The organism is Stenotrophomonas sp. STEN008, from assembly GCF_056760435.1.
In genome coordinates this window covers 1-16,511 of record NZ_JBRRET010000040.1, presented here as the reverse complement: position 1 = coordinate 16,511, position 16,511 = coordinate 1, and the positions used below count along the sequence as shown (strand labels likewise).

Below are 16,511 nucleotides of genomic sequence, written 5' to 3'. Positions count from 1 at the left end.
GTCAGGGAGCGGCGTGCGCGCCTTCCGAGGTGGCGGCCGGAGCCAGCCGATCGGACAGCGCGTCGTTGCGGTAGAAGGTGTAGGACAGGGTGATCGTCTTGATTTCCGGCGGCAGATCCGGATCGACGATGAAGCGCACCGGCATGTCGCGCTTCTCGCCGGCCTGCAGCGTCTGCGCGGTGAAACAGAAGCACTCGGTCTTGCTGAAGAATCCGGAGGCACGTGCTGGCGCGACCGAGGGCACCGCACTGCCGACGATCGCCTGTGGGCCGTCATTGCGGGCGTAGTACAGCGCCTCGTTCAACTCACCGGGCACCACGTCCATGGTCAGCTGCTCGGGATGGAATGCCCATGGCAGCCGCGAATTGACCCCGCCATCGAACTCCACCCGCACGGTGCGCTTTGCGGTGGCAGCCCCCACGCTGGCCTCGCTGCCCGGGCCGCGCTCCAGGCGCACGCCGAACACCTTCTCGCACGCGATGCGATACAGCGGCACCAGCGAGAAGGTCAGCAGGAACACGGCCACGGCAACGCCGATCAGGCGCGGCAGGCCGGCGCTGGGCGACGGTGTGCTGGCCGGTGTCGGGCTCATCGTCCGATCACCCCGCTGAGAATGAAGGTGGCATAGACCAGTACGGCGATGGCGCCCACCACGACTGCCGTGCGCCGGGCACGCCGGCGCTGCTGTTCGATGCCCTGAGTCTCGCCACCGTACAGCCGGGCCCTGCCCGGCTGCTTTTCGACAGCCGAGCCGGGCTCGGCTCTACAGGTCTGGAGCGGGCTCTCGTTATGCATGCCCCACCTCAATGCGTGATGTCGTCATGCGCCAGATCGCCCGGGCGCAGGGTCGGCGGGGTGGTGAAGGTGTGGGCCGGTGCCGGCGACGGCAGCGTCCACTCCAGGCCACGCGCACCTTCCCAGGACCGATCGGCCGCCTTCTCGCCATTGCGCAGCGAGGACAGCAGGATCGCCGCCATCATGAAGGGCGTGACGAACATGCCGAATGCGCCGATCGAGCTGATCAGGTTCCAGTCGGCGAACGCCACACTGTAATCGGGAATACGGCGCGGCATCCCGGCCAGGCCGAGGAAGTGCTGCGGGAAGAACAGCAGGTTGACGAACACGATCGACCACCAGAAGTGCACCTTGGCCCACTTCTCGCTGTACATGCGACCGGTCCACTTCGGCCACCAGTAGTACACCGCGGCAATCAGCGCGAACACTGCACCGGTCACCAGCACGTAGTGGAAGTGGGCAACGACGAAGTAGGTATCGTGGTACTGGAAGTCGGCGGCGACGATGGCCAGCATCAGACCGGAGAAGCCGCCAATGGTGAACAGGATGACGAAGGCCACCGACCACAGCATCGGCGCCTCGAACGTCAGCGAGCCACGCCACATCGTGCTGACCCAGTTGAAGACCTTCACGCCGGTCGGGATCGAGATCAGCATGGTGGCGAACATGAAGTAGATCTCGCCGCCCAGCGGCATGCCCACGGTGAACATGTGGTGGGCCCAGACGATGAACGACAGGAAGGCGATCGCAGCCGTGGCGTACACCATCGCCTGGTAGCCGAACAGGGGCTTGCGGCTGAAGGTGGGAATGATCTCGCTGACCACGCCGAAGGCGGGCAGGATCATGATGTACACCTCGGGGTGGCCGAAGAACCAGAAGATGTGCTGGAACATCACCGGGTCACCGCCACCGGCGGCGTTGAAGAAGCTGGTGCCGAAGAACTTGTCGGTCAGCAGCATGGTCACCGCACCGGCCAGCACCGGCATCACCGCGATCAGCAGGAAGGCGGTGATCAGCCAGGCCCAGCAGAAGATCGGCATCTTCAGCAGGTCGATGCCCGGCGCGCGCATGTTGAGCACGGTGGCGATGATGTTGATCGCGCCCATGATCGAACTGATGCCGGCCACGTGGATGGCGAACACAGTGAAGGCCACGTTGTAGCCGCCCTGCAGCGACAGCGGCGGATACAGCGTCCAGCCACCGGCCGGCGCACCTCCGGGCAGCAGGAAGGTGAGCAGCAGCAGGCTGAAGGCCACCGGCAGCAGCCAGAACGACCAGTTGTTCATGCGTGGCAGGGCCATGTCCGGCGCACCGATCTGCAACGGCACCATCCAGTTGGCCAGGCCGACGAAGGCCGGCATCACTCCGCCGAAGATCATCACCAGTGCGTGCACGGTGGTGAGCTGGTTGAAGGTTTCCGGCCTGACGAACTGCAGGCCCGGCTGCATCAGCTCGGCGCGGATGATCACGCTCATCGCCGCGCCGATGATGAACATGATGAAGCTGAAAAGCAGATACAGGGTGCCGATGTCCTTGTGGTTGGTCGAGAAGAACCAACGCTCGAAGAAACCCGGGTGGTGGTGGTGATCGTCGTGCCCAACTGCCGAGTGCGCCATTGCAAAACACCTCTCAGAATCGGTTGTCGCCACGGCCGCAGGCGGCCGCGGGATTTACATCACGCGCCGCTGGCCGCGGTGGCAGGGGCGGCACCCGCTTCGGCGGCGGCAGGTTCGGCCGGCGCGGCAGGCGTCTCCGCCGCAGGCGCAGCCGGTTCGGCCGGGGCTGCGGCCGGCGGTGCCGGCTTGCGCTGCGCCAGCCACTGCCTGAACTCCTCCTTGGATACGGCCTCGACCACGATCGGCATGAATCCGTGGTCCTTGCCGCACAGTTCAGCGCACTGCCCGCGATAGACGCCCGGCTGCTCGATGCTGGTCCAGGCCTCGTTGATGAAGCCGGGAATGGCATCCTGCTTCCAGCCCAGCGCCGGCACCCACCAGGCGTGGATCACGTCGTCGGAGGTGATGACGAAACGGACCTTGGTATCGACCGGCAGCACCAGCCGGTTGTCGACATCCAGCAGGTAGTGGGGATGGCTCTCGCGCGTCGGCACCTTGCCACTCTGCCGCATGCGGTCCGACTCGCGGTCCAGGCGGCTGGTGAAGGTGACGTTCTCGCCCAGGTACTCGTACTTCCACATCCACTGGTAGCCGGTGACCTTCACCGTCATCTCGGCATCGCGGGTGTCGTACATCTTGATCAGGTTGGCCGTGGCCGGCCATGCCATCACCACCAGGATGATCACCGGGATCACCGTCCAGATGATCTCGGCCTTGGTGTTGTGGCTGAAGGTGGCTGCGACCGCCCCCTTGGATTTGCGGAACTTGAAGATGGCGTAGGCCATCGCCCCGAACACGATCACGCCGATCACCGTGCAGACGATCAGCGAGAGATTGTTCGACTCCCAGGCCAGGCGCGAGGTCTGGGTTACCCCCTTGCCCATGTTCAGCTGCCACGGCTTGGGATCGGCCGCCTGGGCCCATGCCATCGCCGGAACCCATCCCCCGGCCACCACTGCGGCGGCCATTGCAACGCACTTCGTGCCCCACCTGCTGCTTTGCTTCATTGCCTAGACCCTTAGCGTCGTCGGTTGCCGCCATCGCTGGCGGCGAGCAAGCCTTCAAGTGTCTCTGCGAGCGTCTGACGTTCGGCCGGCGCGAGGAAACTCCCCACCTCCACCTGCCGGCCGCTGGACGCAAGCCGGACCCTCTCATCGTCGGCGAGCAGGCGCACCCAATGCGGGTGAGCCCGGAACACCGGCAATCCACCGGGTACGGGGATGACCTCCACATACGCCGGCACTACCCGGATTTCCTCCTGCCGTTCGCCGCTGCGCCACAGGGCACGTAACGCGGCTGCCAGCAACAGGCTGTACAGCAGCGCGAACAGGGGGGCGAATGCATTGCCGGCCAACCACCCCAGGGCGGAGACCAGCCACATCGCTCCCGACAACACGGTGAACAACAGGACGAACTGCCGGGCATCGAGCGCCCGTGGGGGACGCAGCCGCAGCTGCGTACCTGACCCATCTGGAGCTGGAAGCACCTCGATCATGTCGCAACCGCGTTCCTGCCGCGGGAAACGTCTCGATGGTAGCCCCGCCGTCTCACCGGTAGCAAGGGTGCATTCACACTTTTTGCCATGCTGCAATACAGCATTCGCCCGGCGCCGCAAATGACGAATTCAGCACAAATAGTGTCGCGCTTGCTGAACACGCTGAATCCACCACCGTTAGGGGCTATCAGCATTCACGAAGGCGGCCGCGGGGCACTTCCGGAGGGCGCAAAAATGATTAAAATCGCCAAGTTTTCCATTGGCCGGACCGGCATGAACGCACCCTCCTCCTCCCTTGCCGCCCACGACGCCCCGCGTCATGGCGCGCTGCTGTCGCCGGAACTGCCGGCGTCCCCCAACCCGTTCCGCCAGGCCATTACCGACGCCTGGCTGAAGGACGAGGCCAGCCACGTCCGTGAGCTGCTGGCGCAGGCCCGCCTGCCCGCCGAGGAACAGGCCCGGGTGCAGGCGCTGGCCGCCGATCTGGTCGGCCGCGTGCGCGTGCGCGCCAAGGACCAGGGCGCGATCGAAGCCTTCATGCGCCAGTACGATCTGGGCAGCGAGGAAGGCGTACTGCTGATGTGCGTGGCCGAAGCGCTGCTGCGCATTCCGGACCAGGACACCGCCGACAAACTGATCCGCGACAAGCTGGCCGACGCCGACTGGGAAAAGCACCTGGGCGGCAGTGACTCGGTACTGGTCAATGCCTCCACCTGGGGCCTGATGCTGACCGGCAAGCTGGTGCAGATGAACGATGCCACCCGTGCCGACGCACCCAGCGCGTTCAAGCGCCTGGTCGGACGCGTGGGTGAGCCGGTGATCCGCCTGGCCGTGCGCCAGGCGATGAAGATCATGGGCCATCAGTTCGTCATGGGCCGCACCATCAGCGAGGCGCTCGCGCGTTCGCACAAGGGCGACAACGCCAGCTATCGCTATTCCTTCGACATGCTGGGCGAAGGTGCCCTGACCATGAAGGATGCGCTGCGCTATCTGGAAGACTACCGTCGTGCGATCCACGCCATCGGCGGTGACCACAAGGCACGCGGTGGCCGTCCCGACGGCGACGTCAACAACGCACCGGGCATCTCGATCAAGCTGTCGGCGCTGTACCCTCGCTACGAACATGCCAAGCGCGAGCGCGTGCTGAAGGACCTGGTGCCGGGCGTGCTGGAACTGGCGCAGCTGGCCAAGAGCTACGGCATCGGCTGCACCGTCGACGCCGAGGAGTCCGACCGCCTCGAGCTTTCGCTGGACATCATCGAGCAGGTGTTCTGCGACGCCTCGCTGGCCGGCTGGGACGGCTTCGGCGTCGTGGTGCAGGCCTACCAGAAGCGCACCCCGTACACGATCGACCACTTGGCCGACATGGCCCGCCGTGCCGGTCGCCGCCTGCAGGTGCGCCTGGTCAAGGGCGCCTACTGGGATGCCGAGATCAAGCGCGCGCAGATCGAGGGCTACCCGGGCTACCCGGTGTTCACCCGCAAGCAGAACACCGACGTGTCCTACCTGGCCTGTGCCAAGCGTCTGTTCACGCATGCCGATGTGATCTACCCGATGTTCGCCACCCACAACGCGCACACCATCGCGGCCGTGCGCAGCATTGCCAACGGCGGCGTGTACGAGCACCAGAAGCTGCACGGCATGGGCGACGATCTCTACGCCGAAGTGGTGCCGGCCGATCGTCTCGGCCTTCCCTGCCGCGTCTATGCACCGGTCGGATCGCATGAGGATCTGCTGCCGTATCTGGTGCGGCGCCTGCTGGAAAACGGCGCCAACTCCAGCTTCGTCAACCGCATCACCGACGAACGCGTGCCGATCTCCGATCTGATCCGCGATCCGGTCGAGATGGTGTCCTCGTTCGAATCGATTCCGCATCCCAAGATCCCGCTGCCGGTTGACCTGCTGCGCAGCCAGAACCACGACAGGAAGAACTCCATGGGCGCCAATCTCGCCAACGACAACGAACTGCGCGCCCTGGCCGGGCAGCTCAACGCGGCAGTGAAGCCGTGGCAGGCCGCGCCGCTGGTGCCGGGTGCGACCCCCGCAGGCGCGCCGCAACCGGTAACCAACCCCGCCGATACCCGCGAAGTGGTCGGCCAGTGGCTGCCCGCCGATACCGCCACCGTGCAGAAGGCGCTGGCCAATGCCGTGGCCGCGCAACCGGCCTGGAACCGCACCCCGGCAGCAAGCCGCGCCGCCATTCTCGAGCACGCCGCCGACCAGCTCGAAGCACGCATGCCCGAGTTCATGGCGCTGTGCGTGAAGGAAGCCGGCAAGAGCCTGCCCGACAGCATTGCCGAAGTGCGTGAAGCGGTCGACTTCCTGCGCTACTACGCCAAGCAGGCACGCGAGCAGTTCGGACATGCCGAGAAGCTGCCGAGCCCCACCGGCGAATCCAACGAGCTGCAGCTGCACGGCCGTGGCGTGTTTGTCTGCATCAGCCCGTGGAACTTCCCGCTGGCGATCTTCCTGGGCCAGGTGGCCGCCGCACTAGCTGCCGGCAACAGCGTCATCGCCAAGCCGGCAGAGCAGACCAACCTGGTCGGCTACTACGCCGTGAAGCTGCTGCATGACGCCGGCGTGCCGGCCGAGGTGGTGCAGTTCCTGCCGGGCGATGGTGCCACCGTCGGCGCGGCGCTGACCGCCGATCCGCGCGTGGCGGGCGTGGCCTTCACCGGCTCCACCGACACCGCACGTGCGATCAACCGTGCGATGGCCGCGCGTGATGCCGCCATCGGCGTGCTGATCGCCGAGACGGGTGGCCAGAACGCCTTCATCGCCGACTCCTCGGCGCTGCCGGAACAGCTGGTCAAGGATGCGATCGGTTCGGCCTTCACCTCGGCCGGCCAGCGCTGCTCGGCCGCACGCGTGCTGTTCGTGCAGGACGACATCGCCGACAAGGTGATGACCATGCTGGCCGGCGCCATGAAGGAACTGAAGGTCGGCGACCCCGGCCTGCTGTCCACCGACGTCGGCCCGGTGATCGACGCCGATGCGCTGAAGATCCTGCAGGACCATGCCGAACGCATGGACCGCGAAGCGCGCCTGATCGCTGCGGCTGAACTGTCCGCCGAGGCTGCCCACGGCACTTTCTTCGCACCGCGCGCGTACGAACTGAAGAACCTGGGCCAGCTGCAGAAGGAGATCTTCGGGCCGGTCCTGCACGTCATCCGCTGGAAGGGTGAGCAGCTGGACGCGGTGATCGAGCAGATCAATGCCACCGGCTACGGCCTGACCCTGGGCGTGCACTCGCGCATCGACGAGACCGTCGATCGCATCACCAACGGCATCCAGGTCGGCAATGTGTATGTCAACCGCAACCAGATCGGTGCAGTGGTCGGTGTGCAGCCATTCGGCGGCCAGGGCCTGTCCGGCACCGGACCGAAGGCCGGTGGCCCACATTATCTGCTGCGCTTTGCCACCGAGAAGACCGTCACGGTGAACACCACGGCCGCTGGTGGTAACGCCTCGCTGCTGACGCTGGGCGACTGATCACCGGGTTGATGTGGTCAACGAAAAACCCCGCGGAAGCGGGGTTTTTTGTGCCTCGCTTGCTGTAGAACCGAGCCCGCGCTTGGCTTTTCCAGCGCAGCCGAGCGTGGGCTCGGCTCTACAGGGAGCCAGGTGCCGCCGTGGCCTCGGCACGCATCAGATTGCGCCAGTGGCGCAACGCCACCAGTGCATTGATCCAGAAACCGACGTACAGGATCGACGTCAGGTGCAGGCCACGGCTGTAGTACAGGGGCACGGCGATCGTATTGACCAGCAGCCACACCCACCACGATTCCAGCTTGCGGCGCATCATCAGGATCTGCGCGATCACGCTCAGCACCAGTACCGCCGAATCGACGTAGGGCGCATAGGCGTGGGTCAGGCGGGTCAGCATCCAGCCGTAGCCGAACGTGGCCAGGGCCGCCGTCGGCAGCAGCCACATTCCCGTGCGCGGGCGCAGCGAGGTGATCGGCAGCGGTGCGCCGTGGTTGCCACGCAGCCATTGCCACCATCCCAGCACGCTGATGGCGATGAAGAAGAACTGCAGCACCATGTCGGCGAACAGGTGTGAGCGCTCGAAGACAACGGCGAACAACGCGCAGCCGACGATGCCCAGCCACCAGGTGTGGACGTTGTTGCGTCCCGCCAGCAGGATCGAGCCTGCGACCGCTACGTTGGCGGCCAGCTCCAGCTGGAAGTTCGGATCGGACAGGTTCATGCGGCCATTGTCGTAGATCCACAGCCCGCGTGGATGCGCGCTGCACAAACAAAAGGCCCCGCTTGCGCGGGGCCCTTCGTGTACTGGATTAGGCCGAAGCCTGGATCAGAACTTGTACTGCAGCGATGCGGCCAGCACGTCGCCACTGACCTTGTACTTGCCGATGACGGTGTTGGCCGTCGCCGAGGTCGAGTAGATGTCCGGATCCTTGGTGAACAGGTGGGTGTAGCCCACGCTGTACTCCAGCTTGTCCGACGCTGCGTAGGTCATACCCAGCGACAGCCACTTGCGGGTGGTGTCCGGCACGCGGACGTCACGGTGCTCGTAGGTGGTCGGGGTCTGATCGTAGGCCAGGCCGCCGCGCAGGGTCAGCTTGTCGTTGACCTTGTAATCGGTACCGATCGCCGCGAAGGTGGTATCGCGGTAGTGGAACGGCAGCACGCTGTCCGGCTGGTTGGAGTCATAGTCGACGGTGACCTGGTCGAACTTGCTCCACGCAGTACGGGTGACTTCAGCCATGACCTGCCACTGGTCGTTCACCCGATGGGTGATGCCGACGGTCGCGCTGGCCGGCAGGGTGATGGTGGCGCGGCCGTTGCTATCGATGAAGGTGCCGGTATTGGCCAGGAAGGCCGCGGCATTCTGCGGAATGGTGAAGTCGGCGGTGCCGTCGGTGATCTTGTGTTCGACCTCCGAGCGGTAGCTGAAGGCGATGTTGGTGCCTTCCACCGGGCTGACGGTCATGCCCAGGGTATAGCCGACCGACACCTCGTCACCCTTGATGCGCAGGTAGCCATCAGCGGTGCCCGGAGCGAAGCCCAGCTGGGCCGCCTGGCGGGCAGCAGCCTGCGAAGCAGCAGCGGCCTGGGCCGGAGTACCACCGGCCTGCAGCACGCGGGCGGCAGCCTGTCGCTGGGCCGTGGCATTGATCGCGGTGCCGGTGTCGACGGCGCTGGTCAGGTCAACGTTCAGGCGCTCGGCGAACACCGAAGCACCAAACGACAGGTACGGGTTGACGTCGTACGAGAACGCGACGCCCAGGTCGATCGCCTGCAGTTCGGTCTTGACGCCGTTGTAGCGGCCCACCCAGTCACGGTCGTATTCGGTCTTGAAGCCGAACGGAACGGTCAGCGAGGCACCGAAGTGCATGTTCTCGTTCTCGCCGAACGGCAGGTGGAAGTAGGCCGCCGGGACCGGGGCGATCATGCCGGCGTCGCCGCCGTTGCCACCCGAGATCGGCGCGCCGTTGCCGTATTCGCCACGGCCGCGGAACTTGGCACCGAAGCTGATCGCGCTGACGTCGCCCTGCAGCAGGGTACCGTCGAGCAGGCGCATGGAGGCCGGGTTGGTGGCGATGACCGAGGCGTCACCTTCGGTCGAGGTGGAGCCGGCGAAGGCGCGGCCCAGGCCCTTGGCGCTGTTTTCCTTCAGCTGGAAGGCAGCAGCGTTGGCGTCGGCGGCGGCCAGCGCACCGGCAACGCCGACGGCCAGCAGGGTCAGACGGGCAATGGTGGAAGCGGTTTGCATCGTAGTTCTCTCTCCGGTAAGCGGTGATGTTGCTCTGAGTGCGCCTGCGCCCGGCAGGCCCTGGGGCCCATCGGAGCGCGCCGGATTCCCCTCCCGACATACGACGCCGTATGCGAGTATTACCCAGAGCCGTTAATGAAACAATAACAGCGGCGGCGCTTTTTTCGTCGCAAAACCTGAACAGGAGCGCCCCCGCCACGGAGCCCGGCGCGCTAGGCTTGTCGCCATGTTCGTTTCCCTTCCGTCGCGCAAGAAGGCCGCCCTGCGCTGGGCCACACCCGTGCTGTTTGCGGCACTGTGGCTGGCTTTCCTGTGGTCGATCTCACGGCCGGATGATGCCAGGGGCAGCCTGTGGCTCGACTGGGGCGCGCTCTCCACCGGGCTGACCCATCCGCTGGACTGGTGGGCCACCCTGCAGGACGGCAGCGTGCTGCGCCTGTTCACAGCCCTGTTCCTGCATGCGGACTGGTCGCACCTGCTGGGCAATCTGGTCTTCCTGCTGATCTTCGGCCTGCCGGCAGAGCGGGTACTGGGGCCATGGCGCCTGTTGCTGCTGTTCCTGGTCGGCGGCGCGGTCTCCAACTTGGTGGCGATCTACACCATGGGCAGCCCGGACCAGATCATCATCGGTGCCAGCGGCGCGGTGTCGGCCCTGATCGGCGCCTACCTGGCCCTGTTCCCGGGCGCGCGACTGGGCGTGGTGATTCCCCTCGGCCTGTTCCTGGAGTTCGTACGCGCCCCGGCCTATCTGCTGATCGGCGTATGGGCAGCACTGCAGGTGGTGTTCGCCTATATCGGCCCGACCTTCGGCATGGTGGCCTGGTGGGCCCACATCGGCGGCTTCGTGTTCGGCGTGGTGTATGGCGTGTACGTGCGCGCAGCGATCGCGCGCCGCCTGCGCAAGCGGCACGGGTTCTAGGCAACCGGCCGGCGCCGCCGGGCGTGGCCCGGCGCTGCCTCAGGGCTTTGCCGGGGCCGGGCTCGGCTTTGCTTCCGGCTTTGCTTCCGGCTTTGCTTCCGGCTTTGCTTCCGGCTTTGCTTCCGGCTTGGCGGTCGCCGCGTCGGCGGCCTTTTCCGCTTCCGCCTTCGCGGCTTCGGCCTTCAGTCGCGCGGCCACCGAACCGGGATGCTTCAGTTCGGCGAGCGCATCGTTGATCGGGCCATCGCCCGGCAACACCGCGCCTGCCCGATAACCTTCGGTTCCTTCATCGTCGCCGCGCAGATGACCCGGCAGGGTGGCTTCGCTGTAGTCGCTCAGGCTGGCCGGCAGCGCGTCATCCTCAGGGCGCGGCGCAGGCTTGAGCTCCACATCCGGCACGATGCCGGTGGCCTGGATCGACTTGCCGCTGGGCGTGTAATAGCGCGCCGTGGTCAGCTTCACCGAATCGCCGTTGTCCAGCGGCAGCACGGTCTGCACCGAGCCCTTTCCGAACGTGCGGCTGCCAACCACGCGTGCGCGGCCATTGTCGCGCAATGCACCGGCCAGCACTTCCGAGGCGCTGGCCGAACCCGCATCGGCCAGCACCACCACCGGTGCGCCCTTCAACAGGTCGCCCGGCGTGGCGTCGAAACGCGCATCGCTGATGCTGATGCGGCCCCGCGTACTGACGATGTTGCCCTTGTCCAGCAGATCGTCGGCCACCTGCACAGCGGCGGTCAGCAGGCCACCCGGATTGCTGCGCAGGTCCAGCACCAGCCCCTTCAGCGTTCCACCGGACTGCTTCTGCAGCTGCTGCACATGCTTCTGGAAATCCGAACCGGTGTCGGCCTGGAAGGTACTCAGGCGGATGTAGCCATAGCCCGGTTCCAGCAGGCGGCTGCGCACGCTGGTGACGCGGATCGTCTGCCGGGTCAGGCTGACATCGAAAGGTTTCGGCCGGCCGTCGCGCACGATGGTCAGCACCACCTTGCTGCCGGCCGGGCCCCGCAGCGGCTCACTGGCATCGATCGCACTGATCGGCTTGCCATCGATGGCGATGATCAGATCGCCCGCGAGGATGCCGGCCTTGGCCGCCGGCGTGTCATCGATCGGCGCGATCACCTTCATGCTGGCGTTGTCCGGCTGCTGCTGCAGCTCGACGCCGATGCCCTCGTAGGCACCGGAGGCCTGCTCGTCGAAGGCCTGCGCATCTTCCTTGTTGAAGTACGTGCTGTGCGGGTCGAGGTCGAGCAGCAGGCCACGGACCGCCGACTGCATGAGCTTGTTGTCGTCGACCGGGTCGACATAGGCCGCGCGCACCGCGTTGTACACCGCCACGAAACGGCGGATGTCTTCCAGCGGCACCTTCGAGGTCACCGCCTCCTCGCTGCTCGCCGCCTGCCCGCTGTTCGCAGCGGTCGGGGCCGGCGCGGTCTGCTGCGCCCAGGACAGCGCTGGCAACAGGGCCAGCAAGAGGGTGGCGGTACGGGCTGCGCGCATGGAGCACTCCTGTCGACGGTGGCATCGTGCCCAAGGCACAGGCACCGATTATGCGCGAAGCACAGCTAAATTCCCGTTGAACCCACGCAGTCCGTGCAGGCCCCGGGTTCAGCGGCGCTGCAGCCAGCTGTCTGGATTGACCGGCTGCCCGCCACGACGCAGCTCGAAATACAGTGCGGTCACGCCCTGGCCGCCGGAGTTGCCGACCTTGGCGACCGCATCGCCACGGCTGACCCGCGCACCTGCATCCTTCAGCAGCGTGTCGTTATGCGCATAGAGGCTCATGTAGCCGTTGCCGTGATCGACGATCAGGATCATGCCGTAACCGGTCATCCAATCGGAGAAGACGACCGTGCCATCGGCTACCGCGGTCACCGTGCTGCCGGCCGGGGCACCGATCAGCACGCCGCTGCTGGTGCGGCCATCTGGCAGCTTGCCGCCATAGCGTGCCAGCAGATTGCCCGACAGCGGCCACCCCAGTCCCCCCACCTTCGGTGCCGGCGCCGATGCCACGGCCGGCGGCACCTTGGTCGCCGGCGGCGGTCGGCCTTCGGCGGCGGCCTGGCGTGCAGCGCGTTCGGCGGCGGCCTTCTCCGCGGCAGCCCGGCGCGCTGCCGCGCGACGCTCGGCTTCGGCCCGCGCTGCGGCCGCGCGCAGATTGGCCAGCAGGGTTTCCAGTGCCTTGGCATCCTGCCCCAATGCCTGTTCCTTCTCGCGCCGGTCCTTGAAGCGTTCGTCCAGCGAGGCCACGGTCTGCGCACGTTCGCGACGATCGGCCGCCAGCGCAGCCGCCTGCTGCTTCTGCTCGCGCTGGGTCCCCTGCAGCTGCTGCTGGCGTTCGGCAATCTGTGCCTGCAGCGCCTCCAGTTCCTTGAGATCGGCAGTCAATGCGGTGATGCGCTGCGCGCGCTCGCGCTGCAGGTACCGGTGGTAGGCCAGTGCACGGTTGGCATCGGCCACCGTGTCCTGTGACAGCAGCAGCTTGAGCGGGGCGTGGTTGCCCAGCTGATAGGCCGCGCGCAGCAACCCGGCCAGTTCGCGATGCTGCTGCGCCAGGTTGGACTGCAGGGTCGTGCGACGTCGCTCGGCCTCGGCCAGTGCCTGGTTCTGCTCGCGCAGCGCCGCCTCGGTCTGGGCCAGCACACGGCCGCTGCGGGCCACCTTCTCATCGGCCGCGCGCAGCTGCTGAGATGCCTGGCCACGCTGGCCCTCAAGCTGGCGGCGCTCCTGCGCGACGCCCTTCAGCTCGCTGCGCAGCTTCTGCAGCTTGCGCTCCGTTTCGCGCGTGTTCTGTGCACCTGACGGAAGCGGCAGCGCCAATGCCAAGGCCAGCCCCAGCAGCAGGCAGCGCCCGCCGCGGGCAGCGGCGATGTGATGTCGGCGTGAGGGGAAGGCGTTGTTGCGCAAGGGCTTTCCAGTGACTTCAGGCAGTTGCAGGGGCGATTGGGGAATGGTGACATCAACGCACGCGGCCTGCCAGCCGCACATCCACCGAGGGACCCATGAACATTCGATCCATTCCGCTGCTGTTGGGCGTGCTGCTGGCCAGCAGTCCCGCCTGGGCACAGGACAACATCAGCAAGGTCAACGGCAGCATCACCGCCGAAGCCGGGCAGCGCTACGGCAAGCTGGATACCGTCAACGGCGGCATCCGCGTCGGCGAAGGCAGCGAAACCGGCAGCATCGATACCGTCAACGGTGGGGTGAAGGTCGCCGACCGCGCCCGTACCGGCAGCATCGAAACGGTCAACGGCGGGGTGCGCCTGGGCCGTGAGGTGATCGCCCGCGGCAACGTCAGCACGGTCAATGGCAGCATCTTCAGTGATCGCGGCAGCCAGATCGAAGGCGGCGTGGAGACCGTCAACGGTGGCATCGGCCTGGTCGAGAGCCGCGTCAGCAAGGACGTGGAAACCGTCAATGGCGATATCACCGTGGGCATCGGCTCCCAGGTCGACGGCGGCGTGCGCGTGCGCAAGCCCAGCTTCAGCGTCTCGCTGACGGCCGTCCGCAAGCCGCGGGTCATCATCGGCCCGAACGCCGTGGTCAGTGGCGCCCTGCACTTCGAGCGGGACGTGGTGCTGTACGTGCACCGCACCGCGCGCATCGGCCCGGTCAGCGGCGCCGATCCCATTCCGTTCGACAGCGAAACCGCGCCGGCGGACTGAGCCCAACGATTCGGGGATACTCCCCGTTCCCGGCCGCAGCACCATGCGGCCATCCCTTGTTTCCCAGGAACCGATGATGCCCCGCAAACTCCTCCTGTGCCTGGCCGCCGCGGCCGCGCTCAGTGCCTGCAAAGGCAACGACTCCCCGGCGCCGAGCGCCGGCACCGACAGTACCGCCCCGTCCACCGCGACTGCGGGCCATGCGTTCTCGCCGGAGATCAATGCCGCCGATTTCGCCGAGATGGTCAAGACCCTGGCCTCCGACGAGTTCGAAGGGCGAGCACCGGGCAGCAAGGGCGAAGAGCTGACGGTCAACTACATCCGCGACCAGATGCAGCGCATCGGCCTGAAGCCAGGCAATGGCGACAGCTGGTTCCAGGACGTGCCGATGACCGAAACCACGGCCGATGAGTCCACCGTGCTGAAGATCAACCAGGGCGGCAAGACCACCGAGCTGAAGTTCGGCACTGACATGGTGGTCGGCACGCGTACCGGCCAGGCCGAGATCAGCATCGATGCCAGCGACCTGGTGTTCGTCGGCTACGGTGTCGATGCACCGGAACAGAAGTGGAACGACTATGCCGGCCAGGACTGGAAGGGCAAGACGGTCGTCATGTTCGTCAACGACCCGGGGTTCCACGTCGATGACGAGACCCTGTTCGACGGCAAGCGCATGACCTATTACGGCCGCTGGACCTACAAGTTCGAGGAGGCCGCACGCAAGGGCGCCGCCGCGGCCCTGATCGTGCACGACACGGCCGGCGCCTCCTACGGCTGGGATGTGGTGAAGAACTCCTGGGCCGGCCCGCAGTACGACCTGCCGGCCAAGGACGATCCGGAAGCACGCATCCCGGTGCAGGGCTGGCTGAGCGCCGACGCCGCACGCTCGCTGTTCGCCGCTGCGGGCCTGGACCTTGACCAGGCCTACAAGGACGCCAGCAAGCGCGGCTTCAAGCCGGTGCCGCTGAAAGCCACCGCATCCGTCGACCTCAAGAGCCGTATCGCACAGAAGCAGTCGCGCAACGTGGTCGGCGTCCTGCCGGGCACCAAGCGTGCCGACGAGGCCGTGCTGTACATGGCCCATTGGGATCACCTGGGCAAGCACGAGGGCGAGGAGGGCGACAACATCTACAACGGTGCGATCGACAACGCGACCGGCGTGGCAGGCATCCTGGAAGTCGCCGAAGCGATGGCCCACCAGGATCCGAAGCCGGAGCGTTCGGTGGTGTTCCTTGCCGTGACCCTGGAAGAATCCGGCCTGCTCGGCTCCAAGTACTACGTTGCGCATCCGACGTTCCCGCTGGACAGGATCGCCGGCGTCATCAACATCGACGCCATGTCCGTGGCCGGCCGCGCCAAGGACGTGACGGTGACCGGCTTCGGCAGCTCCGAGCTGGAAGACATCCTCAAGCCGCTGGCGGCGGCCCAGGGACGCACCCTGCACGGCGAAAGCTCGGTACAGAGTGGCTTCTACTTCCGTTCCGACCACTTCAATTTCGCCAAGGCAGGCGTCCCGGCGCTGTACGCCGACGGTGGCGAAGATCTGCGCGAAGGCGGAGTGGAAGCCGGCCGCAAGTCAGCAGCCGACTACGGCGCCAACCGCTACCATGGACCGAAGGATGAGTTCGACGCGGCCAGCTGGAAGCTGGACGGCACTGTCGAAGACCTGCAGCTGATGTACGGCGTCGGCAAGGAGCTTGCCGGTGGCGACCGCTGGCCGAACTGGTATGAAGGCAATCCCTTCAAAGCCGCCCGCGACACGATGATGAAGGCCAAGACCCCGGCCCGCTAACGTCGCGCCATGCTCGACTGAACGCTATCGATGTCAGAGCGGCGCCCTACGGGGCGCCGCTTTTTTTTGTGCGATCCCAGCTCAGTGGCCGCTTTCCGCGCATAAAGAAAAACCCCGCTGCGCGAGCAGCGGGGTTTTGGGTGTAAACCCTGGCGATGACCTACTCTCGCATGGCTTGAGCCACACTACCATCGGCGCGGCTGCGTTTCACTTCCGAGTTCGGGATGGGATCGGGTGGTTCCACAGCGCTAATTTCACCAGGGAGACGGTTGCAGCAGCGCCTGCGGCGCCAGCTTCGCGATCTTGCCCTTGGGGCGGAAGCCACCCGGAAAATGCAGTGCCTTCATTAAAAGGAAAAACCCCGCTGCGTGAGCAGCGGGGTTTTGGGTATAAACCCTGGCGATGACCTACTCTCGCATGGCTTGAGCCACACTACCATCGGCGCAGCTGCGTTTCACTTCCGAGTTCGGGATGGGATCGGGTGGTTCCACA

Annotated in this window: 13 protein-coding genes and 2 rRNA genes; 4 read left to right on the top strand and 11 right to left on the bottom strand. The window is 66.2% G+C overall.

Annotated features, from left to right (window positions below):
- Position 1: 1 nt before the first annotated feature.
- From ACVOME_RS15825 to ACVOME_RS15805, 5 genes are read right to left on the bottom strand one after another with little or no spacing between them, the layout of a single operon-like run.
- Positions 2-592: a cytochrome c oxidase assembly protein gene (locus ACVOME_RS15825; protein WP_053519492.1), complete on the bottom strand. Its 591-nt coding sequence runs from the start codon at positions 590-592 to the stop codon at positions 2-4.
- Positions 589-795 (bottom strand): hypothetical protein, encoded by a 207-nt coding sequence (locus ACVOME_RS15820; RefSeq protein WP_065182571.1) that lies wholly within the window; start codon positions 793-795, stop codon positions 589-591. The genes ACVOME_RS15825 and ACVOME_RS15820 overlap by 4 nt, the downstream gene beginning before the upstream one ends.
- Before the next feature lie 8 nt (positions 796-803).
- Positions 804-2,411: a cytochrome c oxidase subunit I gene (gene ctaD, locus ACVOME_RS15815; protein WP_074902089.1), complete on the bottom strand. Its 1,608-nt coding sequence runs from the start codon at positions 2,409-2,411 to the stop codon at positions 804-806.
- A gap of 59 nt (positions 2,412-2,470) precedes the next feature.
- A complete protein-coding gene (coxB, locus tag ACVOME_RS15810) occupies positions 2,471-3,418 on the bottom strand; it encodes a cytochrome c oxidase subunit II (protein ID WP_053519495.1) in 948 nt (315 codons plus the stop codon).
- 11 nt (positions 3,419-3,429) lie between these two features.
- Positions 3,430-3,906, bottom strand: a complete 477-nt coding sequence (locus ACVOME_RS15805) for a DUF2244 domain-containing protein (protein ID WP_065182572.1) — start codon at positions 3,904-3,906, stop codon at positions 3,430-3,432.
- A 273-nt stretch (positions 3,907-4,179) separates the two neighbouring features.
- Here ACVOME_RS15805 and putA point away from each other — a divergent pair, with 273 nt between their 5' ends.
- On the top strand, positions 4,180-7,398 hold the full coding sequence (putA, locus tag ACVOME_RS15800; RefSeq protein ID WP_053520202.1) for a bifunctional proline dehydrogenase/L-glutamate gamma-semialdehyde dehydrogenase PutA: 3,219 nt from the start codon (positions 4,180-4,182) through the stop codon (positions 7,396-7,398).
- Between the two features lie 118 nt (positions 7,399-7,516).
- On the opposite strand, the gene pnuC is transcribed toward putA, so the two are convergent.
- Together pnuC and ACVOME_RS15790 are read right to left on the bottom strand one after the other, a co-directional pair.
- Positions 7,517-8,116, bottom strand: a complete 600-nt coding sequence (gene pnuC, locus ACVOME_RS15795) for a nicotinamide riboside transporter PnuC (protein WP_065175455.1) — start codon at positions 8,114-8,116, stop codon at positions 7,517-7,519.
- A 105-nt stretch (positions 8,117-8,221) separates the two neighbouring features.
- A complete protein-coding gene (locus ACVOME_RS15790) occupies positions 8,222-9,643 on the bottom strand; it encodes an outer membrane protein transport protein (RefSeq protein WP_065175449.1) in 1,422 nt (473 codons plus the stop codon).
- A gap of 226 nt (positions 9,644-9,869) precedes the next feature.
- Here ACVOME_RS15790 and ACVOME_RS15785 point away from each other — a divergent pair, with 226 nt between their 5' ends.
- Entirely contained in the window at positions 9,870-10,562 is a 693-nt protein-coding gene (locus tag ACVOME_RS15785; protein WP_053520204.1) for a rhomboid family intramembrane serine protease, read from the top strand.
- 39 nt (positions 10,563-10,601) lie between these two features.
- On the opposite strand, the gene ACVOME_RS15780 is transcribed toward ACVOME_RS15785, so the two are convergent.
- Both ACVOME_RS15780 and ACVOME_RS15775 read right to left on the bottom strand, forming a co-directional pair.
- The gene (locus tag ACVOME_RS15780; protein WP_279942711.1) at positions 10,602-12,062 is read right to left on the bottom strand and encodes a S41 family peptidase; all 1,461 of its coding nucleotides are present in this window, start codon (positions 12,060-12,062) and stop codon (positions 10,602-10,604) included.
- A gap of 108 nt (positions 12,063-12,170) precedes the next feature.
- On the bottom strand, positions 12,171-13,514 hold the full coding sequence (locus ACVOME_RS15775; protein WP_428992349.1) for a murein hydrolase activator EnvC family protein: 1,344 nt from the start codon (positions 13,512-13,514) through the stop codon (positions 12,171-12,173).
- 50 nt (positions 13,515-13,564) lie between these two features.
- Between ACVOME_RS15775 and ACVOME_RS15770 the strand changes: the two genes are divergently transcribed.
- Both ACVOME_RS15770 and ACVOME_RS15765 read left to right on the top strand, forming a co-directional pair.
- Positions 13,565-14,227, top strand: a complete 663-nt coding sequence (locus ACVOME_RS15770) for a DUF4097 family beta strand repeat-containing protein (RefSeq protein WP_053520207.1) — start codon at positions 13,565-13,567, stop codon at positions 14,225-14,227.
- 76 nt (positions 14,228-14,303) lie between these two features.
- Positions 14,304-16,019 carry a M28 family metallopeptidase gene (locus ACVOME_RS15765; protein WP_197600596.1) on the top strand — a complete coding sequence of 572 codons (1,716 nt, stop codon included), beginning with the start codon at positions 14,304-14,306 and terminating at the stop codon, positions 16,017-16,019.
- Positions 16,020-16,166: 147 nt separating this feature from the next.
- Here the strand turns inward: ACVOME_RS15765 and rrf (ACVOME_RS15760) are convergent.
- Together rrf (ACVOME_RS15760) and rrf (ACVOME_RS15755) are read right to left on the bottom strand one after the other, a co-directional pair.
- Positions 16,167-16,281, bottom strand: a 5S ribosomal RNA gene (rrf, locus tag ACVOME_RS15760).
- Positions 16,282-16,413: 132 nt separating this feature from the next.
- Positions 16,414-16,511 (bottom strand): 5S ribosomal RNA (gene rrf / locus ACVOME_RS15755); the annotation flags it as partial.